We start from the raw sequence: 23,139 nt of genomic DNA, 5'->3' as shown, positions 1-23,139 counted from the left end.
CGCGGCTTGTCTCACCTGGTCTCGGGCGAATCCCAAGCCTGATCAGCGCGTGTCCCCCAGGCGTCCCCCGGGGGAGAGACCAGTTCCGTCCCATTCCCGCAGGCCAGCCTCAATCTGGCGATTCGCGCGCTCCTGAGCCTGCGCCAGAACCTTCGCGTAGACACGCAGTAGCACGGCGACTGAGTGTCCGGCTCGTCGCGCGACTTCCATCGGGTCGACACCGCTGTAGAGCCAGAACGAGACCCCGGCGCACCGAAGGTCGTACGGTCGCCGGGCGAGCGGCGATGCCTCCTGTTCCGGCGTCAGCGCGTCGCCTCGGGCGCTTGCCCACACCTCGCCGTATCCCGTGTCCTGAATCACACCGCCACGGTTCGTACGGAACAGACGGCCGTCCGGAGACGTGCCGTAGCGCTCGATGTGCCAACGGAGCATCGCGACGAAGTGGGGAGGTATGGGCACCACACGCGAGTCTCGCTGTGCTCGTGCCTTGAGGTGGCGGTTTTGGTGGGCCCGACCGTCATCTGTCCAGTCGCGGCCGGCGTGAACGATGCCGCCGCGAAGGGTGAGCTTGCCCCACCCCCTCTTGGGCAAGTGGCACTGGGACGCGGTCAGTCCAACCGCCTCGGCGGGACGCATGGAGGCGTAGTAGAGGCACCCGAAGAACGCCTCAAGGTGCGCACCCCGGTCGCCTTGCCCACGCACGGCTTCAAGCAGAGCCCGAACCTGGCGAGGGTTCGCGACGCTCGCCGGGTCGACCTCTTCGGTTGACTTGGGCGCCGACCACTTCACGGTGGACAGGGGGTTGACCGGAATGCTGAAGTAGCGCCGTTCGACTGCGAGCCCCAAGACGTCGCTGAGGCACGCCCTTTTACGCCTCGCCGTGCGCGCGCCGGCGGGGGAGCCATTGAGCAGTGTCGAGAGAGCGTCCAGCGCCAGCCGGAGCGTGGCGGGGTCTTCGAGAGTGGCGACGGGTAGGGAGTTCTTCTCCAGCCAGCGGAGCGCGTCCGTGACGTCGCTGGGGTGTTCCTGGGACCAGCGGCTCTTGTTGTACGCCCAGCCGTACAGGGCGGTGCGGAGTACGCGTGGTGAGGGCTGCCCGGTGGTTGTCTTCACGAGCGCGGGAGTGATCGTGGCTAGGGCGTCGGCGTCGTTGCGGCGCGACTTGGCGGGGAGCTTGTCCCATCTGCGGTCGATGTACGCGCGCGTGTGCTCGTACCAAGTCACGGAGCCGTTCAGCGCGCGGAGTTCGGAGGTGGGAAGGCCCGTCTCCACATCGAACTGCTCGCCCTTGCGCAGGGCGGTCATCAGCTCCGAACGGCGGCCGTCAGCCTGGGCTTTGACGGTGTAGCTCTTGGAGTGTTTCTGGGGGCCTACGAGCCACCGGACGCGGTAGGGCTTGGGGCGGTCGCGGCGGGTTTCGATGCTGTATATCCGGACGTCGTAGGTGAGGGGCATGGCTCTCCGAGCAGTAAGAAAGCCCGCCCCGGACGGGGCGGGCTTGAGGGGGTGCATCGTCAGGCAACGCGTTCTTCGCAGCGCTCCCACCAGGCGTCCAAGTCGGCGCGACTGATCCGGACCTGGCCGTTGGGGAGCTTGCGAATGCGGGGTGCCTGGCCGCGGGCGCGCATGCGGTAGAAGGCGGCGCGGCTCATGCCGATCTCTTCGAGGACTTCGGGGAGCTTGAGCATCTGAGGGCGTGCCACAGTCGACTCCTTCGAGGCTCTGGTCATGGCGGGGCTGGCACCTGTCCGAGGTTCGGATTTCTGCGTCACCGCGTCACCTGCGTCATTCAGGTCGCTGACCTGCGGTTATCGGTGACGGAGCACGGTGGGGCTGCGTCACCGCCGCGTCACCTGCGTCACCGGGGGGTGACGCAGGTGACGCACGATGACGCAGCCGGTTGGGCTCTGCGTCACCGCCTTCTCTGCTGGTCAGGGGCCGTTTCCCGGCGTGGGTGACGCAGGTGACGCAGCGTTCCCCTACTTAGGAAAGAGAGGGGGTGGTGTCTGTTGTTGTACGCGGCTCAGAGCGCGAAGAAGGAGCCGCTGCGCGGCGCCTCCTTGGGGCGGTGCTGCGCACCGAACAGCAAGAGGAGCACCCGCGGGCGCGTCGGCCCGGGTGCTCCTCTTGCTGTTGTGCGGTGCCCCCCGTGTTCAGAACGCGGGCTCCTGTTGCGGCCCGGGCGCCGGTGCGGGTTCGGTGAGTTCGATGTAGCGGGCCGTTTTGGTGCGTCCCCAGTCCACGACCAGGCCGCGGGCAGCGAGGGTGGGCTGAAGTCGCTTGAGCCGGTCGGAGAGGACCTTGCCGGTGGTCGGCCACCCCTTGGGCAGCGGTCGGCAGTCCTCGCCGGTGTAGAGCCGGGTGAGGAGGTGCAGCCATTCCGCGGACGACATCCGCTCCTGTGCCCCGGGTTGCATGCCGGCCGCGTACTGGAGCACGGTCTGTGCGAGCAGGTCGCCCTCGATGACGTCGTCGTTGAGGTCGTCCAGCCCGGCCCGGTAGGCCGCCAGCGCCCCGAGGCCCATCGCCTCGTCGAGCTGCGCGCACAGGTGGGCGAAGTCCGCCATCCGCAGGTCGGTTGGCGTCTCAGCGGTGGCGGCGCGGACTTTGACGGTCAGGTCCAGCAGGGAGCCGAGCATGACGGGCAGGGCTTCGGCGTACTCCGTCCACAGCTCCGCTTCGGTGCGTCGCACCTTCGGGCGTTCGAGGCGGAGCGGTAGGAGGCGTTCGGCGAGGTCGGGGCGGATGACGCCGACGTCGATGCCGGTCAGGAGCAGGGGGCGGCGGTAGCGGGCGCGGAAGACGTCTCCGTCGGTGAACAGGGCGCGCTTGACGCTCTCGGCTCCGGTGACGATGCAGCACATGGCGTCGGACAGGTCCGGGGTCATGTGGGAGAGGTTGTCCAGCGCCGTGACCCATCCCGCGGCCACGGCCGCGATCAGGTTGTCCTCGTCCTTCGGGGCGCGACGCAGGTCGCCGGTCATGCCCTCGATGAGCCGGATCAGCATCCGCCCTCCGGTGGACTTCCCCGCGCCCTGTGGGCCGGTGAGGAAGGGGGCGGGGACGGGCACGGAGGGTTCCAGGCAGCCGATGAGCCAGGCCATGGCCAGGCACTCGGTCTCGGCGCCTGCGAAGTTGCAGAGCCTGAAGAGCTGGTCGATGCCCTTGCCGTTGGTGTCCTTGGCGGGCAGGGGCAGTTCGCCGGTGAGCTGGGTGCGTCGCCAGCACACTTCGCTCGGGTCGGGGACGGCGATGTCCCAGCCGGTGGGGTGGATGCGGACTGACTGGCCGTCGTTGCGGCCCAGGTCCAGCCAGGTGGCCCCGTCCAGGCCGGGGGCGACGCGGATGTGGACGGGCTGGACCTGTTCGGTGAGGGCGAGTGCTTCGATCAAGTCGAGTGCCTCCTTCATCGCGGTGCCGTTGAACGTGCCGAGTCCGTCTTTGAACAGGCCGACCATGAGTTCTTGGCGGTGGCTTCCGGTGGTGCCCTGGGAGCGGATCGGGCGGGCCACGGGGTGGCCCTTGCGCTGTGCGTAGACGGTGCCGTCCGCGGTGCGGAAGTAGCGGAAGCGCTCTTGTGCGTAGTCCGCGATGACCTTCCGGGCCGGGTTCTTGTCGTCGTCGTCCATGTTCAAAGCCCCAACGTGGTGCGTGCGTTGGTCCACGCGTCCGTGCAGTGCCGCGGCGTCTCGCCCTTGGCCTGAGCGGCGGTGAACAGGCGGGCGATGTGATCCTCGGTGAGGCAGCCGCACCGGCCGTGCGTCGAGAGCACGGCCAGGAACGTCCGGTACACGGCCGTGTGCACGCCGCTGGACGTCTCGGTGATGCGCTGCACGGCCATGGCGATCCCGCGCTCGAGATAGGCGGAGGTGCGGTGGCGGCATTCCCCGCCCCCGACCGGGGCGGAAACCCTGACGGGTACGGGGGTCGCGGGCTTGGCTGCGGTGAGCGCGCGCACGACGTCGGGCAGCGCCGCCATGGTGCCGGTGCCGGACCCGAGCCAGCGGGCGTAGGACATGGTGGATTTGATGTCCACGCCGGGCCGCACGCCGTTGGCCGACGGCATCGTCCCGAGGTAGAGCCAGTGCTCACCGCGGGTCGTGGGCACGGTCCGGGTGGCGGGCAGGGTCTCGCGGGCCCACGCGATGGCGTCGGCGTTGTCGCAGTCCACGACCGTCAGGCCGGCGCCACCGGGGTGGTAGGCGACCGCCCCGGCGCCCTGCCATGCGCTCGCCCACGCCGGCGAGATGATGACACTGGTGTCGGTGGTGGCGGCGGCCCAGCCGTGGCAGGGGGCGGGGCAGGCGCAGGGGCCGGGGGTCTTCATGTGCGGGCGCCCGCCGCACGAGGTGTACAGGCACGCGGGGCAGTTGGCGAAGGGCACCTTGCCCTTGCGCAGCGGCAGCACGGGCAGCCCCTCGGCCGCGAGCCGGAGGGCGGTGCGCAGGTGGTTGCTCACGCCACCACCCCCAGCGTGGGAGCGAGGGTGGCGAGGTAGGCGCGGCCGATCCACTCCATGTAGGCAGGCGGGAGAGCTTCCCTCAAGCGGAAGTGGTCGGTGGACCAGTCGATGCCCTTCGCGGCCCGGATCTCCTCCACGGTGGCCTTCCCGCCACCCTTGCCGTACGCGGCGACGTAGGGCCCCTCGTGGTATTCACCGTGGCGCCAGCCACGCACCCGCCCGCGGTGGCGCGGGTGGACCGGTTGCGCTGTGGTCCAGTTGCCGAGTTCGAAGTAGCGGTGCATCAGCACCCCCAGGCCGAACTGTTCCCCGCACAGGCGGATGTCCTTGCGCACCTGTGAGCCAGCCACGTTCTCCATCACGTACGGCCGTCCCGTGGCCTCCAGCGAGGCTCGGGTCGGGGCGATGAGGCGGGGGTAGGTCCGGCCGATAGCCGCGTTCCTGGCCCGGTTGGTGCCCTTGGTGGGGGCGCCCTCGCCCTGGCAGGGAGGGGAGGCGTGGATGAAGTCGTACTCGTGGCCGTGGGCGCGGATGTACTCGATGGCGTCGCCCTGGTGGAAGGCGTCGCCCGGGTAGTCGGGTTGGGCCTGGATGTCGACGCCGGTGATGTGGCAGTTGCCGAACGCGCGACGGTAGCCCTCGGTGGCGCCACCGATGCAGCAGAACGCGTCCAGCACCCGCAGGGGTTCGAGCAGGGCGAGCAGTCGCCCGATGCCGGGTTCGTGGGTCATGCTGCCCCGCCCCCGTTCGTCCACAGGTTGAGCAGGCGGCCGGTGTAGGCGTCGAGGGCGGTGGTGAAGGCGGTGGGGTTGTCACTGTCCAGGGCGGCGAGCAGGGCCGCGACTTCCGGCCGGGGCCCGGGGTCGGGGATGCCGTCCAGGTCGCGGGTCAGGGTGGCGAGCAGGAAGTGGGAGAGGTGCTTGTCCAGTGCGAACCGGTGCTGCGTCAGCGTGTAGGGCTGGTCGGCCACGGCGAGCAGGACCAAGACGGTGCTGCCGTCGGGACGGGGCTCGGTGCGGTAGCCGGTGACCATGTGGTCCCTGACCGGCTCTCGCCGGATGTCGGTGGGTTGGGTCATTCTGGATGTCTCCAGTTCCTTGATGGTGACTGGCTGACAAGGGCGGCCCCGCTTCTTTGGCGAGACGTGGGGGCCGCCCTTGGCGTAGCTAGCCGTGGAAGTGGCTGCGCTTGATCACGGCTTTGCGGATGTTGACCGTGGTCCCGCCGCTGTGGCGGCCCGCGCTGAAGATCTGTACGGCGATCCAGCCGCCGAAGATGACCGCGGCGAGGGTGATGAGCTGAGTGATGAACGCGGTCAGGGCGGCGATGAACGAGGTGAGCAGGACCAGTCCGCCGCACACCGCGCCGAACCCGACGCCTCCGAGGGCGATGTTCACCGCGGTCCGCGAGACGGCCGGCCGCGGAGCGAGAGGCGCCGGGGCGGGCGCGGGGGCGAGGGTGTAGCCGGTGACGACTCGGCCGTCGGGCAGCACGATCGACTGCACCGCGGACATCGGGCCCGGCTGCACCGGCACGAGGGGCGCGGCGGGCGGGTAGGTGGTGATCGGAATGGGGTGGTGGACTTCGACGGCCGCGGGCCGTTCGGAGGGGGCCATGGGTGATCCTTCCGGGTAACCCGCGGGCCCGCGCCACAGAGGTGGTGCGGGCCCGTGCGGATGGGGTGTCAGCGTCAGGTGTCAGGGGGTGTCACGAAGGGGCGTCACGCGTTTCTGACACCGGGTTTGCCTAGGGGTTTGGGTGTCAGGGGGCCGTGACGGTGTCAGGCGTCAGGCTGGTGTCAGGCGGCCTTCGTGGTGGGGACGATGCGCCACCGTCCGGTGGTGTTCGTCGCCTCCACACGGCCCTCCCGGTAGGCCTCCGCGAGACGCTCGGAGACCCACGGGCGGGAGAGGTTGTTGCGCTCGCACCACTCCTTGAAGTCCTTCGGGCCCACGATCATCTGGCCCGCATCCTCGAACTCGGCCAGCGCGTCGGCGAACAACCGCCGCGCCTCCTCCGGCTTCGGCTTGCGGCCCTCCTCTTCACCGAAGATCGGGGCATCGTCCCCTGTCTCCGACTCCGGCAGTTCCTTCTCCGGATCGATGTCCACGTCATCGGGGTCGACCAGGGAGCCGGGGTTGTCCATGTCGTCCTCCTCGTCACGGACGACCCGCAGCGCGGTCGCCTGCTGGCCGTCCTCGGGGTTGGCGGGGATGCGGCCGGTGTAGGCGCGTCCGGCTACGGAGGAGGCCGCGCCGGCGGTAATCGGGTCGGCGACCGCGCCGTTGGCTTGCGCCCATGCGGCGAGCTGTTCCATGACTGGCACGGCGCGGATGGTGAAGCGCCGGGTGCGTCCCGGGGAGGGGTAGCGGGTCTCGTCGATGCCGGGGGAGACGACGTAGCAGTAGCCGGGGCGTCGGTTGCCCCACGTGCCGGGGTGGGCGCCAGCGTCGAGAACTGTCTCCGGCAGGGAGAAGCCTTCGTCGCGTGGGTCGCAACCGAGTGCGATCACGGAGGGGAGGGAGGCGCGGGTGGAGGTGGACATCTGGTCGTAGGAGGGTCGCTGAAGCGACACGATCAGTGAGACGCCGGCGGACCGGGCCTGCTGCGCGATGCCGGTGAATGCGTCGTCTCCCAGGTTGCGCAGGGTGTTGGCGGCCTCCTCGAACCAGGTGACCAGGAACGGCATGCCCGCACAGCCGCAGGAGCGGCCGTCGTTGCGGCAGGAGTGGGCCGGGTCGTTCTGCACCTCAGCTGCCGCGGGGACCCACTCGCGGTAGCCGTGGGAGCCCAGCCAACCGGTACGGGCGGGGATGACCGCTTCGACCGCGGCGACCAGGACTTCGGTCTGCGAGCCGCCCTCTGCTGCCCAGTCCAGCCCGGCGCGGAGCGGGGCGAAGTCCTGGAAGGCTTTGGGGTCGGAGATCCAGACGATCACATCCCGGCGGGACAGGATCTCGGTGAGCAGGTTCAGGGCGGCATCGCCCTTACCGGAGCCGGTGCCGCCCGCGATCAGCCCGTGGGTGGAGTTACGGCCTGCCTCCGGGTCGCCGGGCAGCCACATCACGAGCGCGGAACCGTCGTCGTAGCGTCCCAAGACCAGCGGCTCCGCGATCGAGCCGCCCAAGTTGGACGGCCCTTCCCACTCCACGACCTCCGCGAGCATGTCTTCCGGCACGATGACGAGTTGACCGCGGCGTTCGGAGTCGGGGTCGGGGGTGTAGCGGATGGCGTTCTTCGGCAGATCCAGCGCGGATGCGATGCGGGCGAGGGCCTTGGTGACGTCGTCGTTGGTCTGCTCGCCCGGCTGGAGCGCGAGGGGGGCGGTGACCCGGTTGGGCTCCACCTTCGCCGCCCCGATCTGCGCCCGGGCCAACCCCCGCCTTCTCCAGCAGGCCACCGTCCGAACTGCCCGGAGCACCTTCGGTGTTGTGGCGCAGGCCCATCCGGATGTTCCAGGACAGGGCCACTGCGGGCCCGCCCATCAGGTACAGGTCGTCCACCGGCCCGGCGGTGGGACCGGCCAGGCACGCGGCCGTGACCCACGCGGAGCCGCACGCGACCGTGACGGCGGAGTGCAGGCGGCGCTGCTGGCTGGTGTTCTTGCCCGCCCACCAGGTGACGCCGGTCAGCGCCACGGAGGCGAGGGTGAGGCCGACGCCGGCGGCGGCGTTGTCCGGCCACCGCCAGTGCCCCAAGGCTCCGACCAGACCGGTACCGGCCCAGCCGAGCCACGGCGGCAGATGCGGCTTGGCCTTGTGCAGCAGGTAGGCGCGGACGGTGCCGTTCTCGGGTCCGCCGTGGGGGTCCATGACGTAGCCGGGCATGCCGTCGGGGTAGGTCATCGTGCTGTTGTGATTGCGGGCCATGGCTTGACCTCCTTACTGCTGGTCCCAGTTCATGACCGGCTGAGTGGGGCGTCGGGCGCGGTGGCGGACCCGGTTGATCTCTTCCTCGAATTCCTGCTGGAAGGTCGCGTAGCAGGCGGCGGCGTTCTTGGCGGCGTCGCGCATGCCGTCGGCGGCCTTGCGCATCTTGCGGGCCACCTTCCGGGCTCGGATGCGGGAGCCGAACGCGCGGCCCTCGGGGTCCGGCACGGCGGCCAGAACGCTCTCCAGGATTTCGGCGCCCATGGCGACCTCGATCGACAAGGCCACCCCGGCAGCGCGGAGGGTGTTGCAGTAGTTGCGTACCTGCGCGGGCGAGGTGAACTCCGGCGACGGCAACAGGGACTGCGTCTGCGACCGTCCGCCACCACCCCCGCGGCTCCGGCTGCGGTTGTTGTTGACGGTGACGTTGACCGGCGGGACGAACGAGCCGCCCACCGCGCCGACGAACCCACCCACGGCAGCGCCCGCGTTGGCGAATTTGGCGCCCTTGTTCTGCGGGTTCGCACCACTACGGGGGTTGGTGAACGGCTGGCCGGCCTGTCGGCTTGAGAAGTCGCGGACCTGGTCGGCTGCGGAACGGTTGCTTGCCACAGGGGCTCCTCAGCTAGTGGGTGCGGCGGACGATGAGCCACGCGGTCTGAGCGACGATCAGGGTGAGCAGCCAGAGCAGCGGCAACGGACCGGCCCACGGCCCGAACCCGGCGGCGAACGCGGCCCACGCGAACGCGAGGGTGGCGAAGACGGCCAGGGCGATGCGCCAGGCCAGCGTGGAACCCTGCGCGGGGCGCGAGCGCTGCACGACGGCGAACCACACCAGCGGCGCGAGAGCAGCGGGGGCGAGCACGAGAGCCGACCACCAGGCGATGACATGCAGCAGGCCGGTGACCGCCAGGGCCAGGAGGGCGATGCCGGTGGGTGCGAGCGCGTGGCGGGCCATCCACAGGCCGCGGCCCACGAAGCCGAGCGCCTCACGGGTCAGGGAGGGGTGTTCGGGGACGACGACCACGAACGGCTGCGCCCGGCGCCCGCGTTGGCGGGGGAGCTGGACGGTGTGGACGCCGGCGGCGGTCCTGACTTTGCGGGTGCGGGTACGACTGGACACGGCGAAACTCCAAGGGAAGTCGAGGGTTCAGGCGGCGCGCTGTTCGTCTTCGGGGTACGCGCACGGCACGCACATCCCGAGCGAGAGGGGGATGACGTAGCCGGCGTCTATGTGGCACTGCGGGCAGGTGCGGCGAGCGGCGTTGGCCTTGGCCAGCGCGGCCCGCTTTGCCGGCGTCATCGGCCGGACGGGCTTGGCCGCGTCGAGCCGGTAGAAGTAGGCGACCAGCGGGCCGCGCCGATACCGCGGGCGCAAAGCCTGCGCGGCGACCTCCTGGCCGCCGGGCCGTAAGCCCTGCGCGCGCAGCTGGCGGCGGGTGGCGTAGCCATCGGGGACACAGCGCCAGGGGAAGGTCGGTATGCCGAAGCGGGCCCCGTTCGGATCGAAGCACTTCGCGTAGGTGATCGACATCAGACCATCGCCCCGTCAGCCTCGAAGGAGGGGTGACCGGCGTCTCGCAGCTCCTGATAGCGGGTGGAGACCCACCCCACCGACCAGCCGCACAACTCAGCCGTGGACCGCACCGACAGGCCCGCCTCGAACGCGGCCTGCACGGTCGCGCGCGCCTGTTCCTCGGGAAGCTTCTCGGTGGCGGGCCCGGCGGCCAGCAGGGCAGCGCGTTCACGCTCGGCCCTTGTCTGACGCTCAGCCTGTTCACGGCGTTCACGCTCCGCTCGCGCGGCCCGCTCCTGCGCGGCCCGTACAGCGGCCTCGCGTTCACGGCGTTCACGCTCGCGCTGCTGCTGTTCACGCTCGCGTTCAGCGCGTTCACGAGCCTCCCGCTCAGCCCGCTCACGGGCCGCGGCTTGCTCGCGTTCCTCGCGGCGGGCGGCTTCCTCGCGCTCGGCCTGCTCGCGGATCAGGCGGGCTTCGTGTTCACGCTGTTCACGCGCCAGCAGCGCGGCGTGCTCGCGCTCCTCACGGGCCAGCCGCGCGGCAGCCTCCCGCCGCTCGGCAATGGCCCGCTCGCGGGCTTCGCGCTGTGCCTGCTGTCGGGTCTCCAGCTCGGTCACGGCGGCGGCGATCGCGCGCCGGTAGGCGAGCCCGGTTTCCGCGGTGACGATCAGCAGCAAAGGCGCGACCGCATGGACTGCCACGCCTACCAGGTCGTTGTTCAGGGCGGAGTCGGCGACGTTGAGCGCGAGCGTCATACAGCCGGTCATCCAGCGCAGGACGATGGGCCACCGCCCGCCGTGGCCGCCGAGCCGAGCCAGCACCGCATCCAGGCGGACCACGATGACCACCGCGGCATCCACCACCAGCGGCAGAATCGGGGCCGTCCACTTCCACTTGTCCGGGGTGTGGGCGGCAGCGAGAGGGGTGACGGTGAGGATCGAATACAGCATCGCGCCCGCCACGATCAGCCACGTCCCGACCGACAAGGCGCGTTCGGCTGAACGGATCTGAACAGCGTTCACGCCCCCCACCCCTCCCGTGAACGCACCCGCGTCGCGGCGATCAACACGACCGGCGAGGCAGGGTTGTCGGGGGCGTCGCTGTCCTCGGTCCACGCCCACTCAGCGCCCGGTACCGGTTCGAAGCCGAGCACGCTGAGCGCCTCCGTCCGCTCCGTGAACGTCGGCACGGGAGCGGCCCGGTCGAAGCTGAACTCCGGCCACGGGTCGGTGGTGTTCAGCAGGACCACGTACAGGCGCCAGCGCCCCTTGAACACGGACATCTGCGCCGTGAACGTCTGCTCCATCAGGCCACCACGCCGGAGTCGACGGAGTTGACCAGCTCGACCCGCGCGGCCAGCGCCCGGCGCCGGGCCCGGCGGATGCGCCGCTGGTCCAGCTCGGTCGGCGTGCGGTCCAGGGTGGCGATGTGCGCGTCGAGCAGGTCGATGTCCGCGAGAATGACCGGCATCTCGGTCTCGATCGCGTCCAGCTCCGAATCCGTCGGCTCCATGAAGTCGGCGAAGGCGGTAACAGCTTCCTGAACAGTGACGATGTGGTCCATTGGGTCGTGGTCCTTTCCAGAGGGTGAACGGCCCGAACAGCGGCTCCCGGGTGGCACCCCGGGAGCCGCGCGCCGTTGAAGTCGGAAGATCCGGCTCCCCGCGCTCCCGTCCGTCCTTCAGCCGCAAGCGCGGAACGAAGTACGGGCGGGAGAGGCAGCCGGCCGCAGCGTCAGGCGCTGCGAAGCCAGGACGGACCGGAAACCGCAGGGGGCGCCGCCGGCCGGTCCATCGCGGCGGCGCCTTGGTATGTCGTCGGCCCATGCCGACCTCCCGCGAATCGCAGGGACACGGCTTTCGCCGGTACGCCGTTGCCACGGCGGACCGGCCCCGAGCCGGGAACGTCGGGCGCGTCATCGTCACTGCTCTGACGCCAGCAGGGCGGCCCACACCGGGCGGCGCCCCCAGGGTGCAGGGGCGTTCTCCGGAGCCGGTGGGTTTGGCATTGCCGCCGACGACATCACCCGGTCGTCGCGGGGGCGGTCTCACTCTTGCCGCCACGTGCGTTGGGGCCCGCTGCACTTCCCCACACCCGAGATCGGGTGGCGCCTGCCAGGCGCGTAGGGGGAGAGCTTCGTCCATCGCGGCGGTCTGCCCCCGGACCCTCGCCCTAGGCACCTGCCGTGACCGCCGCTCTCGCGTCAGCCCCGCACGATCACTGTTCAGTTTTCAAGCACGTGCGGCATGAGCCGCTTCCGTCGAGTTGTTCCGTTCAGCGGTGCAGTACCTGTTTTACAGGTACTGCATGGGGGTCCGTCAAGTACAGCGACGGAACCTCTTGGTTTTGCGCCGGGACTTCTTGGCGCACAATCAGAATCGCCCCAGGTCAGGGGACTTGGTCACCCCCTGCATGGACAGCTCTCGATCGGCTAACTACCGTCAAGAGGTCCCTAGATGTCCCACGAAGGGGTACAGATGCCCAACGAGCGGTTGCGGTCAGCCCTGTTAGCCCGTGGCATGACCGTTCAGAGCCTCGCGGAAGAGATCCAGGTCAACTCAAAGACCGTTGAGCGCTGGATCACGCAGGGCAAGGTGCCCTACAGGCGCCACCAGTACGCAACGGCGGCGGCACTCAAGGTGGACGTGACGACGCTTTGGGAGGACTCCCGGACTCAGGACTCCGCAACTGACCTGAGTAAGGCCGAGATCGTGACCGCCTACCCTCATCGGCACGTCGTGCCGTCAGAACTCTGGCGGGAGATGTGCGAGCGCGCCACGGAGTGCATCGACATCCTCGTGTACGCCGGCATCTACCTCGCGGAAGACCCTCTCTTCTTCTCGACATTGAAGGAGAAAGCCGAGAGCGGTGTCCGCATCCGAGTTCTCATGGGCGATCCAGAGTGTGAGGCCGTCATCCGGCGCGGGATCGACGAAGGGCATCGAATCATGGGTGGCAAGATCCGCAACGCGCTCATCAACTACCGCCCGCTGTTCACCAGCCACCCCGAGATCACCTTTCGCCTGCACGACACGGTGCTCTACAACTCGATCTACCGTGCTGATGACGAGATGTTGGCCAACACGCACGTGTACGGCATCGGCGCCTACATGGCGCCCGTGTTCCACCTGCGGCAGGTCCCCGGTGGCGGTCTGTTCGACACCTTTGCCAATAGCGTTGAGCAGACCTGGGAAGGCGCCAGGCCAGTAACCGAACACGACATCACGGGAGCTTGAGCATGGGACGCATCGACTACTTGCACGACCCGGACGCCCCGCCGGCCAACTCGGTAGTGCCCTCAGTCGTCGCGTTCGTCCAGAACGATGCGGGGCAGGTGCTCATGATTCAGCGATCCGACAACGGACGTTGGGCACTACCCGGCGGTGGCCACGATGTGGGCGAGTCCATCAGCGACACGGTGGTCCGAGAGGTCTGGGAAGAGACTGGCATCAAGGCCGAAGTCGTCGACATGTCCGGGATCTACACCGACCCGGGTCACGTGATGCAGTACGACGACGGGGAGATCCGGCAGCAGTTCAGCATCTGCTTCCGCGCGCGGCCGGTGGGCGGTGAGGTGCGTACGAGCAACGAGACGACGCAGGTCCGCTGGGTCGACCCAGCGGACCTAGAGAAGCTGGACATCCACCCCACGATGCGGCTCCGGATCGAGCACGCCATGGACCGGACGCGGACGGCGCCCTACATCGGCTGACGCTTCGCGGCGGCGACTCGTTCAAGGACGCGGCATGTGCAGTCGAGGATCTCCGGTTCGGCCCGGCGGATGAACTTGCCGATCAGGCTGTCCGGCCCGTAGCGCCCGGTGATCTCGTTGATCCGGTCGACGGGGTTCGTCGGGGTGCCGTCTGGAGTGGTGTTCATGTCGCAGTAGCAGAGCGCGTCATTCAGGTGCTCGCTCTCGCGGGGGAACTCTCCGACCAGTTCCGCGTGCAGCCCGCGTGCCTCTGCCTCAAGCCATGAGCAGGAGTGGTGAGCCACCAGGTTGGTCACCCGTTCGTCGGCATCGGCGACGTCCCGGAGGTAGCGCGCACCGTCCAGCGGGTGAAATCCCGTCTTGGCAAGGTCCGGCGCGTAGCCGATGTCATGCAACACGGCGGCGGCCTCCAACAGGTCCGCGTCCTGGTCGAGGATGAGCGCGATCGTGCGTGCCCTCTCGGCAACGCCCAAGCAGTGCTGCCAGCGCCGTGGCAACGGCTCAGCAAGCAGGGACTCAGCCAGGGGATAGGCCCACTCCGTCAACGTCGACAAGTTACGAACGCCCCTCTCGCGCCGGCACGGCGCGGACAGTCCGCACCTTGCCCTGTCCTCCACCCGCCAGCACGCCCGCGGCTTCCAACTTCTCTAGCGCCTTGGTCACGGTCGGACGTGACACCCCGAACCGTTCGGCCAGCACAGAGGCACTCGGGAACGCTTCCCCTGCTTTGAGTCGGTCAGTCACGATGACCTCTGCCACTCTCTGATCAAGCGGACGCCGGTCGACTTGCGCCCCGGCGCGTACGACTCGCCACCGTCCGCCCGGCACCGGTTCGGCCATGCCCTCCTGGCGCAGCACGCCGAACGCGCGTAGGGCGACCCCTCGGGAAACCTCGTGGTCGCGCATGACCTCAGCCAGAGACGGGAGTTCCGTCATGTCCGGGTCGCTCTCGATCTGCCTTCTCACTGAGTCGGCAATTTTTAGAAACGTGCCTCGCGGGTTGGTCGGCTGCGACACTCGCTCTCCCTCTCCGTTGGCCGGTCGTCACGCCAAGAATTCCACGACTCACCACCGCTGCGGAGTGGCCCGAATAGCGGATATACACCCCACAGACCAGGCGTCCGGCACCAGCCACTGGTGGCAACTGTGGTGCGCGGTAGCGCCTAGCGAACGCACATTGGCGCATGCACGTAATACGCCGCCCATCAGTAAAGTTTCGGCAAAGTTGGAGTGCTCGTGGATCGGGCGGGCTACGCTCCGTGACCGTAGGTCAGCATGGCGACGGAGCGTAGCCCGCCCGATCCACGAGCAAGGCAGTGTTGTGTACAGAGAGTGACCATATGGCGCGTGCGTGATTTATGCGCTACGCGCTGCAAGCTCGTCCAGGCTCAGGAAGTAGCGCGCATGGGTGCGCATGAGGTCCGCTCGGCTCCTGGCACCAAGCACCACAACCTCAATGTTGAGATCGCCCCGGTACTGGCGCTCGGCCGCGAAGCGTGCGGACAGCGCGTCCTTACGGTGAGCGAACTCCTGCTCACGCAGGAGTCGACCGTGCGAGCGGTCGTACACCACGAGGACATTGGTCATGTAGCCACGTTATCAAGATCATGGCTGTTTGGGAGGAGTCATGTGCCTCATCTCATCCCGGTAGTCAGCAAGATCCTGCTGCACTGTTGCCCAGATCTCTCGAAGCTGCGGGTCGTCCGGGTCGACTCCTTGAGCCACGGCGGCCTCTAGGGCGTCAATCAAGTCGCCTGCGACTAGGACTGACTTAACCAACGTGGTCCGAGCCTTGTAGGCAAGGTCGTAAAGCCGTCGGATCGACTGTGCGTCCCGGCCGTCCGCGCGTACGAGGAGGCTCTCATCCCACCAGTGCATCGGCGGCTCGCCGTAGCGGATGCCGCGCCCCACGAGGTCGGCCAGCTTTTCGAACACATCAGCCCACTCGTGCTGCCAAAGAGTGCGCACTTGCACTTCGATCGGTACCCCTTGCGGGAAGACGATGACGTGCACCGCGCGATAGCCGTTGCTGGGGGCTGAGCGGCGATCCACGAGACGAGGCTCACGAGGACAGGAGCTGAAGAGCGCGATGATTTCGGAGGCTGCTGCGTCCTGCCCTTGTCTGTCACAGTCGAGGACGATGCGCATGCCTGCAAGATCCTGGATGCTCTTCAACCACGAGCCGCCGTGGCGAGCGAGCTTCTCAAGAATGGTGCCCGTGTTCTTGACTCGACCGGTGGGGTCGTACCCCAGAGTGCGTACCTCGCTCATGGCGGCTGCCAGGAGTTCGTCGTAAGCGAGCAAGAGTTCGTTCAGGGCATCAAGATCTTCTTCGGATGGCTCCCCAGTAGCTATCAACCGCTTGCCCAGACGCTCAATCTGGGACTTGCTGTACGGCAAGGCCATGCCTGTGTTCTATCAGGCTGCCGCACGGACTGAGAGCCTATTGCTGAGCACCGCGTTCCCCCGCCCCCAGGTGTCCCCCAGCAGCATCGGTGATGCCGTAATCCGCAGGTGGGAAGTAGAGGGCTCGGCCCGCTGTAAATCTGCCGGCTCAGCCTTCCCAGGTTCGAATCCTGGCGCCGCCACATGAAGGTAGACCCCCTCCGAACTGCGGAAACGCAGAGTGGAGGGGGTCTCTTCGTTTTCGGGGGCACGCGGTGCCGACGAGGGACTGGGCGGGCGGTGGCGCGGCTCCTCGCGCGCGTCCGGCCCCCCTGCGGTCACCCGTCCGACATGCGCGACACCGGTCCGCACGGGGCACACTGACTCCATGTCCAGCCGTCGCAGGAACTGCCCCGAATGCCGTCGTGAGATCGCCGTCGTCGCCGGTCGTTTCGCGCGGCACGATCCGCCCGGTGCTCGCGAGAGCGGTGAGCTCGTCTCCTGCCCCGGCTCCCGTCGCCAGGCGCAACTCGGCGCTGCTCAGCCGTCGTTGGACGGTTACGTGATCCCCGAGATGCCGGGCCAGATGCCTCTGTTCTGACGGGCTGGGGGGCCGAGCCCGCCTGTGCTCGACCGCCCAGCCGTACGAGGGGCGCTCGGCCGTGAACTGCCTTACCCAGTAGGCCCGTACCGCCGCGCGCGCCCGTGCGAGCCCCGGGCAAAAGGGGCCGCCGCAGCAGCCCCTCGCGCGCTGTCGGCGCCCCTTCCGCGACCGCCCTCAGTTCCCGGCCACGGCCTTCACCGCGACGGACACCGGCGTCGACCCGCTGACCAGCTCCAGGGTCAGGCCGGCCGTCGCCGGGGTGTCCAGCAACTCCGCCACCACGGCGGCCACGTCGTCGCGCGGGATCGGACCGCGACCCGTGTGCGCCTCCAGGCGTACGAGACCGGTGCCGGCGTCGTTCGTCAGCGCGCCGGGGCGCAGGATCGTCCAGTCCAGGGCGTCCTGGGCCCGGACGTAGTCGTCCGCCTCGCCCTTGGCGCGCTGGTAGACGTCGAACACGTCGTCGCCCTGGTGCGTGGCGTCGGCGCCCATCGACGACACGACCACATGACGGCGTACGCCCGCCCGGACCGCCGCCTCGGCGAACAGCACCGCCGCGCCCTTGTCCACCGTCTCCTTGCGGGCCGTGCCGCTGCCCGGACCCGCGCCCGCCGCGAAGACCGCCGCGTCGGCGCCCTGAAGACGGTCCGCGACCTCCTCGACCGAGGCCGACTCCAGGTCCAGGAGGACCGGTTCGGCACCCGCCTCCCTCAGGTCGTCCCCCTGCTCGGCCTTCCGGATGATCCCCGCGACCTCGTGTCCGCGCGCGGTGAGCAGCCGCTCCAGCCGCAACGCGATCTGACCATGACCACCAGCGATGACAATGCGCATGCCTTCGACCGTACGCCCGGACGACCGCATCCGCCGCATGACTTGAGCCCCGCCGCAGGCGACGCGATCGCAGAGGACTTGGGAAACCTCGGGGTGACGTGGACCTGGCGGCCCGCAGCCACACGGCGTACGCCTCCGAGCCCCCGCCCGGCGCGGCGTGGAACGCCCGCACCACCACGGCCGCGCGGGCGCACGACGCGCACACCACGGACCGATCCCCGCGCACCCCGCGCAGCACCACGCCCCCCGCGCGCAACGCCCCCTCACGCCCCCCTCAAGACACCTCCCCCCGCCCCTGCCGCGGCAGCCCCAACTCCACGGCTGCCGCCGAGTCGCAGAACTCCCGTACCGCGCTCGTCCGTGCCACCACCCGCCCCCGGTGCACGACGATCCGGCTGTACGCGAGCGACAGCGCGCCCGCCAACCGGTCGCCCCGCACCGCCAGCAACTCGGCCGGGAAGCCCGCCTCCACGCGTACCTCGGGCAGTCCGAGGACGGCCCGCGCGGAGGCACTCACCGCGTCGTAGGCGTCCTCGGGGCGCAGGCCGTACCGGGAGGCCAGCAAGTACGCCGCCTCCAGCGGGTCCCCGCGGCCCACGGGGTTCGAGACGTCCCGCAGTGCGCCGCTGCCGGCGGCCACCCGCACGCCGGCCGCGCGCAGCAGCCGTACGGGCGCCGTGCCGCGCCGTTCCACGCCCCCGCAGCCGCCCTGCGGCAGGCAGACCACGGCCACGCCGGCCGCGGCGAGCTGGTCGGCGGTGCGGGCGGCGACCTCGGAGGGCAGGCGGCCCAGCGAGCCGCACGGGCCGAGGGTCACTCCGGGGCGCAACCCGCCGGCCATGGCCGCGAGCCGGGCGAGGCGGGCCGGATCGGAGGCGTCGGTGTGCAGATCGACCGGACAGCCGTGCTCGGAGGCGACGTCCAGCACCGCCTGCACATAGCCGGTCGGGTCGGGGTCGAGGTCCGGGCAGCCGCCCACCGCCGCGGCGCCCATCTTCAGCGCGTCCCGCAGCATCGCGAGCCCCTCCGCCCCGGCCGCCCCGGTCAGCACCCGGGGCATCGCCACGGCGGTCAGCTCGGTGAGCCCGCGCAGTGAACGCCGTGCCTGGAGCACGGCGGCCAGCGCGCCCAGCCCCTGGACGTCACCCACGCGCACGTGCGCCCGCAGCGCGGTGGCCCCGTGACCGAGCTGGAGCAGGGCCGCCTCGGTCGCCCGGCGTTGGACGTCCTGGGGGTCGTACGAGACGGGGCCGTCCGCGTCGGCCGACAGCGCCGTGTCGCCGTGGGTGTGCGGCTCGACCGGCGCGGGCAGCAGCAGATAGCCGCTGAGGTCCACGCGCGTGCCGCCCGCGCGTGTGCCGTTCGCCGCCAGGCTGCCCGCCGTGCCGACCGCCTCGATGCGTCCGCCGCCCAGCCGTACGTCCACGGTCCTGCCGTCGGTCAGCCGTGCCCCGCACAGCAGGAGGGAGCCGGTGTCGGCCGGGCCCGGCGAGGACGACGAGTGGGGTGGCTGCGGCTGGCTGTCGGGCATCGCGCTCCAGGGGCTCAAGGCTCGTGGCTCGGGGTTGCGCACGGGGGAGGCAAGATCACGCAGAGTGAGTCGAGCCTAGAAGGGTGATCCGCTCGCGGCGGGGAGGAGCGCAATAGTCGTACCGGTGTGGTTCGTCGTGGGGGAGGGGCTGGTGAGGCTGGGGGGAGAAGGCCGGAACAGCGCAGGACAGACCGCCGTGCGGGCCGCTCCGTGGCCGTGGCGCAGGCCCGCGAACGGGCCGCGGAGAGGGCCTGGAAACGGATTTGGGTGAACGGCGGCCGAGCGTGTAATGTCTTCATCGCTCGCCCCAATAGCTCAGTCGGCAGAGCGTCTCCATGGTAAGGAGAAGGTCTACGGTTCGATTCCGTATTGGGGCTCTGGTGTGTGAGGTTCCCGTCGCGAGGCGGGAACGGATCGCATCGCAGCGGTGTAGCTCAGTCGGTAGAGCAAGCGGCTCATAATCGCTGTGTCACCGGTTCAAGTCCGGTCACCGCTACAGACAGTAGCCGATTGCGGGGTCGGTCCTTCGATCGGCTACTCTTCTATGCGTTAATCGTCCCATCCGTTCGTCAAGGAGCACTCCTGTGGCTGCCACCGACGTCCGCCCGAAGATCACGCTGGCCTGCGTGGAGTGCAAGGAGCGGAACTACATCACCAAGAAGAACCGGCGTAACAACCCGGACCGACTGGAGATGAAGAAGCACTGCCCGCGTTGCAACGCGCACACCGCGCACCGCGAAACGCGATAAATCAGGCTCGTACGCGAGGCCGCCCCCAGCAGTCAGGGGGGCGGCCTCGCGTCGTTGATGAGCCCGATACCGGCCAGTACGACCGATCAGCGAGTGATCGGCGAGTGATCAGGAGGTGCCGAGCCCATGGCGCTCGACCAGTCCTTCGTAGGACGGAGCTACCCGCCCACCGACCCCTATGAGGTGGGCCGGGAGAAGATCCGCGAGTTCGCGGAGGCCGTGGGGGACGCCAACCCGGCGTACACCGACCCGGACGCCGCGAAGGCGCTCGGTCACCCGGATGTGATCGCCCCGCCGACCTTCGTCTTCGCGATCACCTTCAAGGCCGCGGGCGTGGTCATCGCCGACCCCCAGCTGGGCCTGGACTACAGCCGAGTGGTGCACGGCGACCAGAAGTTCGCCTACACCCGCCCGGTCCGCGCCGGCGACCGTCTGACGGTCACCTCGACCATCGAGGCCATCAAGTCCATGGCCGGCAACGACATCCTTGACGTGCGCGGCGAGGTCCACGACGAGGCCGGGGAGCACGTCGTGACGGCCTGGACGAAGCTCGTCGCGCGCGCGGCAGAGGAGGCGTGAGAAAGACCATGACGGCGAAGATCGCTTACGACGACGTCGAGGTCGGCACCGAGCTGCCCGCCCAGACCTTTCCCGTGACCCGCGCCAATCTCGTCCAGTACGCGGGCGCCTCCGGGGACTTCAACCCGATCCACTGGAACGAGAAGTTCGCCAAGGAGGTCGGACTGCCGGACGTCATCGCGCACGGCATGTTCACCATGGCCGAGGCGATCCGCGTGGTGACGGACTGGGTCGGCGACCCGGCCGCCGTCGCGGAGTACGGCGTCCGCTTCACCAGGCCCGTCGTCGTCCCGAACGACGACCAGGGCGCCCTCATCGAGGTCAGCGGCAAGGTCGCCGCCAAGCTCGACGACAACACGGTCCGCGTCGACCTCACGGTGACCAGCGCCGGGCAGAAGGTCCTGGGGATGTCCAGGGCGGTCGTACGACTGGCCTGACCCGCAGATGACGTAAGGGGCGCCCTCCATGGCGGGGCGCCCCTTACCTGTTCTCAAGCCCAGTCCCACCGCCCTACTTGCCAAGTTAGTGATTGAGTACTAACTTCCTCTCCATGGTCAGGATGAGCGCGGAGGAGCGGCGCGAGAGCGTCATCCGTGCGGCGATGAGCGAGTTCGCCCGCGGGGGGTACCACGGCACGTCGACCGAGGCGATCGCCAAGCGGGTCGGTGTCTCGCAGCCGTATCTCTTCCGCCTCTTCCCCGGCAAGAAGGCGATCTTCCTGGCGGCATCGACGCGCTGCATGGAGGACACCGTCCGCACCTTCGCGGAGGCCTCCGAGGGGCTGAGCGGCGAAGAGGCCCTGCATGCCATGGCGAACGCGTACACCAAGGTCATCGCGGAGCATCCGGAACGGCTGCTGATGCAGATGCAGACGTACGTCGCCGTGGGGGCCGCCGAGGAGGAGGGCGACCACGAGTTCGGCGAGGCCGTCCGGGACGGTTGGATGCGGCTGTGGGACACGGTCCATCTGCCGCTGGGCGGCGACGCCAACGAGACGACGGTCTTCCTGGCGTTCGGGATGCTCATCAACTGCCTGGTGGCGATGGGGTTTCCCCCCGAGCACCGGGTGTGGGAAGGCATGTATCCGTCGGCGCGGCTCAAGGGCCGGCTGGAGAAGTGAACGGTGAGGCGCGTTGTCGGCGCCTTTTCATGAGCACAAAAGTTAGTGATCAATAACTATCCGAGTCGGCTCTGGGGGAGCGATGTCACAGCAAGCCAAGCAGAAGACACCACGCGGGGGAGCGGTCTGGGCCCTCGTCATCACCAGCGTCGCCGGATTCATGGCGGCCCTCGACAACCTCGTCGTCACCACCGCCCTGCCCTCGATCCGTGAGGACCTTGGCGGGGGACTGCACGACCTGGAGTGGACGGTGAGCGCCTACACGCTCACCTTCGCCGTCCTCCTGATGTTCGGCGCGGCCCTGGGCGACCGCTTCGGCCGCCGCAAGCTGTTCCTCGTCGGACTGACGATCTTCACGGGAGCGTCCGCCGCCGCGGCGCTGGCCCCGGGCATCGACAGCCTCATCGCGGCCCGCGCGGTGCAGGGCGTGGGCGCGGCCATCATGATGCCGCTGACCCTCACGCTCCTGACGGCGGCCGTTCCCGCGGCCAGGCGCGGGATGGCGTACGGCATCTGGGGCGCGGTCAACGGTCTCGCGGTCGCCTCCGGACCGCTGATCGGCGGCAGCCTGACCGAACACCTCTCCTGGCAGTGGATCTTCTGGCTGAACGTCCCCCTCGGCGTCGCCCTGCTCCCCCTCGCCCGCCTCCGCCTCGCGGAGTCCCACGGCACGGGCGCGCCCCTCGACTTCCCCGGCACCCTGCTCGCCAGCGGCGGCCTCTTCGGCATCGTCTACGGGCTGGTGCGCGGCCCCGCGGACGGCTGGACGGACCAGATGGTCCTGGCGTCGCTGTTCGCCGGTACGGCACTCCTCGCCGGGTTCGTCATCTACAGCACGCGGGCCAAGAACCCCATGCTGCCGATGCGGCTGTTCCGCTCCCGGGCCTTCTCCGGCATCAACGCGGCCAGCCTGCTGATGTTCCTCGGGATGTTCGGGTCGATCTTCCTGCTGAGCCAGTACATGCAGGGGGTCCTCGGATACTCGCCCACCGAGGCGGGGCTGCGGATGCTGCCCTGGACCGGAATGCCGATGCTGGTCGCGCCGATCGCGGGCATCCTCTCGGACCGGATCGGTGGGCGTCCGGTCGTGGCCACGGGGCTCTTCCTCCAGGCGGCGGGCCTCGCCTACCTGGCGGCCGTGATCACGGTGGACGCGTCCTACGCGATCCAGCTGCCCGGGCTGATCATCAGCGGTATCGGCATGGCCCTCTTCTTCGCCCCCGCCTCCCACCTCGTCATGTCCAGCGTCCGAGGCTCCGAGCAGGGGATCGCCTCCGGCGCGAACAACGCGCTGCGCGAGGTGGGCGGGGCGCTCGGCATCGCGATCATGGGGTCGATCTTCTCGGCGCAGGGGAGTTACGAGACGGGGCAGACGTTCGTGGACGGGCTGCGGCCCGCGCTGGTGACGGGGGCGGCGGTGGTCGCTCTCGCGGGGGTTGCGGCTCTGCTGATCCCGTCGGGGCGGTCGACGGACGGGGTGCTGCCGGGAGCGCGGCGGGGACCGGCGCCGGTTCTGGAGGGCGTGGCCGGCTGACCTCACGCTCACGGGACGGCTCCGCCTGGGGGAGGGCGGGGCCGTCTTTGCGTGCGGGTCTCCGGTGGGACCGCCTCAACCGTTTTCTCGCCCCCGCCGCCCCTACCCGACCCATACCCAAGGGCTGCCGCCCCTTCGACCCCGCCCAAGCCCTGGGGGCTGCGCCCCCAGACCCCCATCGGCCCTGAAGGGGCCTCGTCCTCAAACGCCGGACGGGCTGAAAGATGCGCACCGGCGCCACGGCG

27 protein-coding genes, 2 tRNA genes and 1 pseudogene are annotated in these 23,139 nt (G+C 69.5%); 10 read left to right on the top strand and 20 right to left on the bottom strand.

Features of this window, described 5'->3' with window-relative positions; all coding sequences use genetic code 11:
• Positions 1-42: 42 nt before the first annotated feature.
• From ACH41F_RS33025 to ACH41F_RS32960, 14 genes and pseudogenes are all read right to left on the bottom strand, one after another.
• Positions 43-1,455 carry a tyrosine-type recombinase/integrase gene (locus tag ACH41F_RS33025; RefSeq protein ID WP_398838789.1) on the bottom strand — a complete coding sequence of 471 codons (1,413 nt, stop codon included), beginning with the start codon at positions 1,453-1,455 and terminating at the stop codon, positions 43-45.
• Between the two features lie 59 nt (positions 1,456-1,514).
• Positions 1,515-1,703, bottom strand: a complete 189-nt coding sequence (locus ACH41F_RS33020; RefSeq protein WP_398838787.1) for a helix-turn-helix transcriptional regulator — start codon at positions 1,701-1,703, stop codon at positions 1,515-1,517.
• A 450-nt stretch (positions 1,704-2,153) separates the two neighbouring features.
• A complete protein-coding gene (locus tag ACH41F_RS33015) occupies positions 2,154-3,629 on the bottom strand; it encodes an ATP-binding protein (protein WP_398838786.1) in 1,476 nt (491 codons plus the stop codon).
• A gap of 2 nt (positions 3,630-3,631) precedes the next feature.
• Positions 3,632-4,459 carry a bifunctional DNA primase/polymerase gene (locus ACH41F_RS33010; RefSeq protein ID WP_398838785.1) on the bottom strand — a complete coding sequence of 276 codons (828 nt, stop codon included), beginning with the start codon at positions 4,457-4,459 and terminating at the stop codon, positions 3,632-3,634.
• A complete protein-coding gene (locus tag ACH41F_RS33005) occupies positions 4,456-5,193 on the bottom strand; it encodes a DNA methylase (RefSeq protein ID WP_398838784.1) in 738 nt (245 codons plus the stop codon). The genes ACH41F_RS33010 and ACH41F_RS33005 overlap by 4 nt, the downstream gene beginning before the upstream one ends.
• Positions 5,190-5,540, bottom strand: coding sequence for a hypothetical protein (locus ACH41F_RS33000; RefSeq protein WP_398838783.1), 351 nt, complete (start codon positions 5,538-5,540; stop codon positions 5,190-5,192). The genes ACH41F_RS33005 and ACH41F_RS33000 overlap by 4 nt, the downstream gene beginning before the upstream one ends.
• A gap of 88 nt (positions 5,541-5,628) precedes the next feature.
• A complete protein-coding gene (locus tag ACH41F_RS32995; RefSeq protein WP_398838782.1) occupies positions 5,629-6,078 on the bottom strand; it encodes a hypothetical protein in 450 nt (149 codons plus the stop codon).
• 182 nt (positions 6,079-6,260) lie between these two features.
• Positions 6,261-8,289, bottom strand: a pseudogene (gene traB / locus ACH41F_RS32990) (plasmid transfer protein TraB).
• Positions 8,290-8,343: 54 nt separating this feature from the next.
• On the bottom strand, positions 8,344-8,943 hold the full coding sequence (gene traA / locus ACH41F_RS32985; protein WP_398838780.1) for a plasmid transfer protein TraA: 600 nt from the start codon (positions 8,941-8,943) through the stop codon (positions 8,344-8,346).
• A 13-nt stretch (positions 8,944-8,956) separates the two neighbouring features.
• Positions 8,957-9,454 carry a hypothetical protein gene (locus tag ACH41F_RS32980; protein WP_398838779.1) on the bottom strand — a complete coding sequence of 166 codons (498 nt, stop codon included), beginning with the start codon at positions 9,452-9,454 and terminating at the stop codon, positions 8,957-8,959.
• Between the two features lie 27 nt (positions 9,455-9,481).
• Positions 9,482-9,865 carry an RRQRL motif-containing zinc-binding protein gene (locus tag ACH41F_RS32975; RefSeq protein WP_398838777.1) on the bottom strand — a complete coding sequence of 128 codons (384 nt, stop codon included), beginning with the start codon at positions 9,863-9,865 and terminating at the stop codon, positions 9,482-9,484.
• The gene (locus tag ACH41F_RS32970) at positions 9,865-10,872 is read right to left on the bottom strand and encodes a DUF2637 domain-containing protein (protein ID WP_398838776.1); all 1,008 of its coding nucleotides are present in this window, start codon (positions 10,870-10,872) and stop codon (positions 9,865-9,867) included. The genes ACH41F_RS32975 and ACH41F_RS32970 overlap by 1 nt, the downstream gene beginning before the upstream one ends.
• Positions 10,869-11,156: a DUF6303 family protein gene (locus ACH41F_RS32965; RefSeq protein ID WP_398838774.1), complete on the bottom strand. Its 288-nt coding sequence runs from the start codon at positions 11,154-11,156 to the stop codon at positions 10,869-10,871. The genes ACH41F_RS32970 and ACH41F_RS32965 overlap by 4 nt, the downstream gene beginning before the upstream one ends.
• Entirely contained in the window at positions 11,156-11,413 is a 258-nt protein-coding gene (locus ACH41F_RS32960; protein WP_398838773.1) for a DUF6284 family protein, read from the bottom strand. The genes ACH41F_RS32965 and ACH41F_RS32960 overlap by 1 nt, the downstream gene beginning before the upstream one ends.
• A gap of 913 nt (positions 11,414-12,326) precedes the next feature.
• Between ACH41F_RS32960 and ACH41F_RS32955 the strand changes: the two genes are divergently transcribed.
• Positions 12,327-13,085 (top strand): helix-turn-helix domain-containing protein, encoded by a 759-nt coding sequence (locus ACH41F_RS32955; protein ID WP_398838772.1) that lies wholly within the window; start codon positions 12,327-12,329, stop codon positions 13,083-13,085.
• Positions 13,086-13,087: 2 nt separating this feature from the next.
• The gene (locus ACH41F_RS32950; protein ID WP_398838770.1) at positions 13,088-13,561 is read left to right on the top strand and encodes an NUDIX domain-containing protein; all 474 of its coding nucleotides are present in this window, start codon (positions 13,088-13,090) and stop codon (positions 13,559-13,561) included.
• Here ACH41F_RS32950 and ACH41F_RS32945 read toward each other — a convergent pair.
• The 4 genes from ACH41F_RS32945 to ACH41F_RS32930 form a co-directional block, all read right to left on the bottom strand.
• A complete protein-coding gene (locus ACH41F_RS32945; RefSeq protein WP_398838769.1) occupies positions 13,549-14,115 on the bottom strand; it encodes an HD domain-containing protein in 567 nt (188 codons plus the stop codon). The two genes, ACH41F_RS32950 and ACH41F_RS32945, sit on opposite strands and share 13 nt — an antisense overlap.
• Before the next feature lies 1 nt (position 14,116).
• Entirely contained in the window at positions 14,117-14,578 is a 462-nt protein-coding gene (locus ACH41F_RS32940; RefSeq protein WP_398838768.1) for a GntR family transcriptional regulator, read from the bottom strand.
• Between the two features lie 339 nt (positions 14,579-14,917).
• Positions 14,918-15,148: a hypothetical protein gene (locus tag ACH41F_RS32935; protein WP_398838765.1), complete on the bottom strand. Its 231-nt coding sequence runs from the start codon at positions 15,146-15,148 to the stop codon at positions 14,918-14,920.
• An 18-nt stretch (positions 15,149-15,166) separates the two neighbouring features.
• Positions 15,167-15,967 (bottom strand): hypothetical protein, encoded by an 801-nt coding sequence (locus tag ACH41F_RS32930; RefSeq protein ID WP_398838764.1) that lies wholly within the window; start codon positions 15,965-15,967, stop codon positions 15,167-15,169.
• Positions 15,968-16,334: 367 nt separating this feature from the next.
• Between ACH41F_RS32930 and ACH41F_RS32925 the strand changes: the two genes are divergently transcribed.
• On the top strand, positions 16,335-16,547 hold the full coding sequence (locus ACH41F_RS32925) for a hypothetical protein (RefSeq protein WP_391239730.1): 213 nt from the start codon (positions 16,335-16,337) through the stop codon (positions 16,545-16,547).
• Positions 16,548-16,724: 177 nt separating this feature from the next.
• Here the strand turns inward: ACH41F_RS32925 and ACH41F_RS32920 are convergent, their stop codons facing one another.
• Both ACH41F_RS32920 and ACH41F_RS32915 read right to left on the bottom strand, forming a co-directional pair.
• Entirely contained in the window at positions 16,725-17,381 is a 657-nt protein-coding gene (locus tag ACH41F_RS32920) for an NAD(P)H-binding protein (RefSeq protein WP_391239728.1), read from the bottom strand.
• Positions 17,382-17,655: 274 nt separating this feature from the next.
• Positions 17,656-18,912, bottom strand: a complete 1,257-nt coding sequence (locus ACH41F_RS32915) for an amidohydrolase family protein (protein ID WP_398838763.1) — start codon at positions 18,910-18,912, stop codon at positions 17,656-17,658.
• A 304-nt stretch (positions 18,913-19,216) separates the two neighbouring features.
• Here ACH41F_RS32915 and ACH41F_RS32910 point away from each other — a divergent pair.
• From ACH41F_RS32910 to ACH41F_RS32880, 7 genes are all read left to right on the top strand, one after another.
• A tRNA-Thr gene (locus ACH41F_RS32910) sits at positions 19,217-19,289 on the top strand.
• A gap of 46 nt (positions 19,290-19,335) precedes the next feature.
• Positions 19,336-19,408: transfer RNA gene (locus ACH41F_RS32905), tRNA-Met, on the top strand.
• An 88-nt stretch (positions 19,409-19,496) separates the two neighbouring features.
• Positions 19,497-19,661, top strand: a complete 165-nt coding sequence (gene rpmG, locus ACH41F_RS32900; RefSeq protein ID WP_003948671.1) for a 50S ribosomal protein L33 — start codon at positions 19,497-19,499, stop codon at positions 19,659-19,661.
• 126 nt (positions 19,662-19,787) lie between these two features.
• Complete coding sequence (locus ACH41F_RS32895) at positions 19,788-20,240, top strand: MaoC family dehydratase N-terminal domain-containing protein (protein WP_391239722.1); 453 nt, start codon at positions 19,788-19,790, stop codon at positions 20,238-20,240.
• An 8-nt stretch (positions 20,241-20,248) separates the two neighbouring features.
• Positions 20,249-20,677: a MaoC family dehydratase gene (locus tag ACH41F_RS32890; protein WP_398838938.1), complete on the top strand. Its 429-nt coding sequence runs from the start codon at positions 20,249-20,251 to the stop codon at positions 20,675-20,677.
• A 113-nt stretch (positions 20,678-20,790) separates the two neighbouring features.
• Entirely contained in the window at positions 20,791-21,360 is a 570-nt protein-coding gene (locus tag ACH41F_RS32885) for a TetR family transcriptional regulator (protein WP_391239719.1), read from the top strand.
• Positions 21,361-21,442: 82 nt separating this feature from the next.
• On the top strand, positions 21,443-22,894 hold the full coding sequence (locus ACH41F_RS32880; protein ID WP_398838761.1) for an MFS transporter: 1,452 nt from the start codon (positions 21,443-21,445) through the stop codon (positions 22,892-22,894).
• Positions 22,895-23,139: the final 245 nt, after the last annotated feature.

The sequence above is a fragment of the Streptomyces sp. NPDC020489 genome, assembly GCF_044386545.1.
GTDB lineage: Bacteria > Actinomycetota > Actinomycetes > Streptomycetales > Streptomycetaceae > Streptomyces.
This window is presented reverse-complemented; position numbering and strand designations above follow the sequence as displayed.

What these genes read in the sequence shown, in the direction of transcription:
- ACH41F_RS33025 (WP_398838789.1), bottom strand. Translation starts at nt 1,455, where the DNA reads ATGCCCCTCACCTACGACGTCCGGATATACAGCATCGAAACCCGCCGC.
- ACH41F_RS33015 (WP_398838786.1), bottom strand. Translation starts at nt 3,629, where the DNA reads ATGGACGACGACGACAAGAACCCGGCCCGGAAGGTCATCGCGGACTAC.
- ACH41F_RS33005 (WP_398838784.1), bottom strand. Translation starts at nt 5,193, where the DNA reads ATGACCCACGAACCCGGCATCGGGCGACTGCTCGCCCTGCTCGAACCC.
- ACH41F_RS33000 (WP_398838783.1), bottom strand. Translation starts at nt 5,540, where the DNA reads ATGACCCAACCCACCGACATCCGGCGAGAGCCGGTCAGGGACCACATG.
- ACH41F_RS32995 (WP_398838782.1), bottom strand. Translation starts at nt 6,078, where the DNA reads ATGGCCCCCTCCGAACGGCCCGCGGCCGTCGAAGTCCACCACCCCATT.
- ACH41F_RS32975 (WP_398838777.1), bottom strand. Translation starts at nt 9,865, where the DNA reads ATGTCGATCACCTACGCGAAGTGCTTCGATCCGAACGGGGCCCGCTTC.
- ACH41F_RS32965 (WP_398838774.1), bottom strand. Translation starts at nt 11,156, where the DNA reads ATGGAGCAGACGTTCACGGCGCAGATGTCCGTGTTCAAGGGGCGCTGG.
- ACH41F_RS32960 (WP_398838773.1), bottom strand. Translation starts at nt 11,413, where the DNA reads ATGGACCACATCGTCACTGTTCAGGAAGCTGTTACCGCCTTCGCCGAC.
- ACH41F_RS32955 (WP_398838772.1), top strand. Translation starts at nt 12,327, where the DNA reads ATGCCCAACGAGCGGTTGCGGTCAGCCCTGTTAGCCCGTGGCATGACC.
- ACH41F_RS32950 (WP_398838770.1), top strand. Translation starts at nt 13,088, where the DNA reads ATGGGACGCATCGACTACTTGCACGACCCGGACGCCCCGCCGGCCAAC.
- ACH41F_RS32935 (WP_398838765.1), bottom strand. Translation starts at nt 15,148, where the DNA reads ATGACCAATGTCCTCGTGGTGTACGACCGCTCGCACGGTCGACTCCTG.
- ACH41F_RS32930 (WP_398838764.1), bottom strand. Translation starts at nt 15,967, where the DNA reads ATGGCCTTGCCGTACAGCAAGTCCCAGATTGAGCGTCTGGGCAAGCGG.
- ACH41F_RS32925 (WP_391239730.1), top strand. Translation starts at nt 16,335, where the DNA reads ATGTCCAGCCGTCGCAGGAACTGCCCCGAATGCCGTCGTGAGATCGCC.
- ACH41F_RS32920 (WP_391239728.1), bottom strand. Translation starts at nt 17,381, where the DNA reads ATGCGCATTGTCATCGCTGGTGGTCATGGTCAGATCGCGTTGCGGCTG.
- ACH41F_RS32915 (WP_398838763.1), bottom strand. Translation starts at nt 18,912, where the DNA reads ATGCCCGACAGCCAGCCGCAGCCACCCCACTCGTCGTCCTCGCCGGGC.
- ACH41F_RS32895 (WP_391239722.1), top strand. Translation starts at nt 19,788, where the DNA reads ATGGCGCTCGACCAGTCCTTCGTAGGACGGAGCTACCCGCCCACCGAC.
- ACH41F_RS32890 (WP_398838938.1), top strand. Translation starts at nt 20,249, where the DNA reads ATGACGGCGAAGATCGCTTACGACGACGTCGAGGTCGGCACCGAGCTG.
- ACH41F_RS32885 (WP_391239719.1), top strand. Translation starts at nt 20,791, where the DNA reads ATGGTCAGGATGAGCGCGGAGGAGCGGCGCGAGAGCGTCATCCGTGCG.
- ACH41F_RS32880 (WP_398838761.1), top strand. Translation starts at nt 21,443, where the DNA reads ATGTCACAGCAAGCCAAGCAGAAGACACCACGCGGGGGAGCGGTCTGG.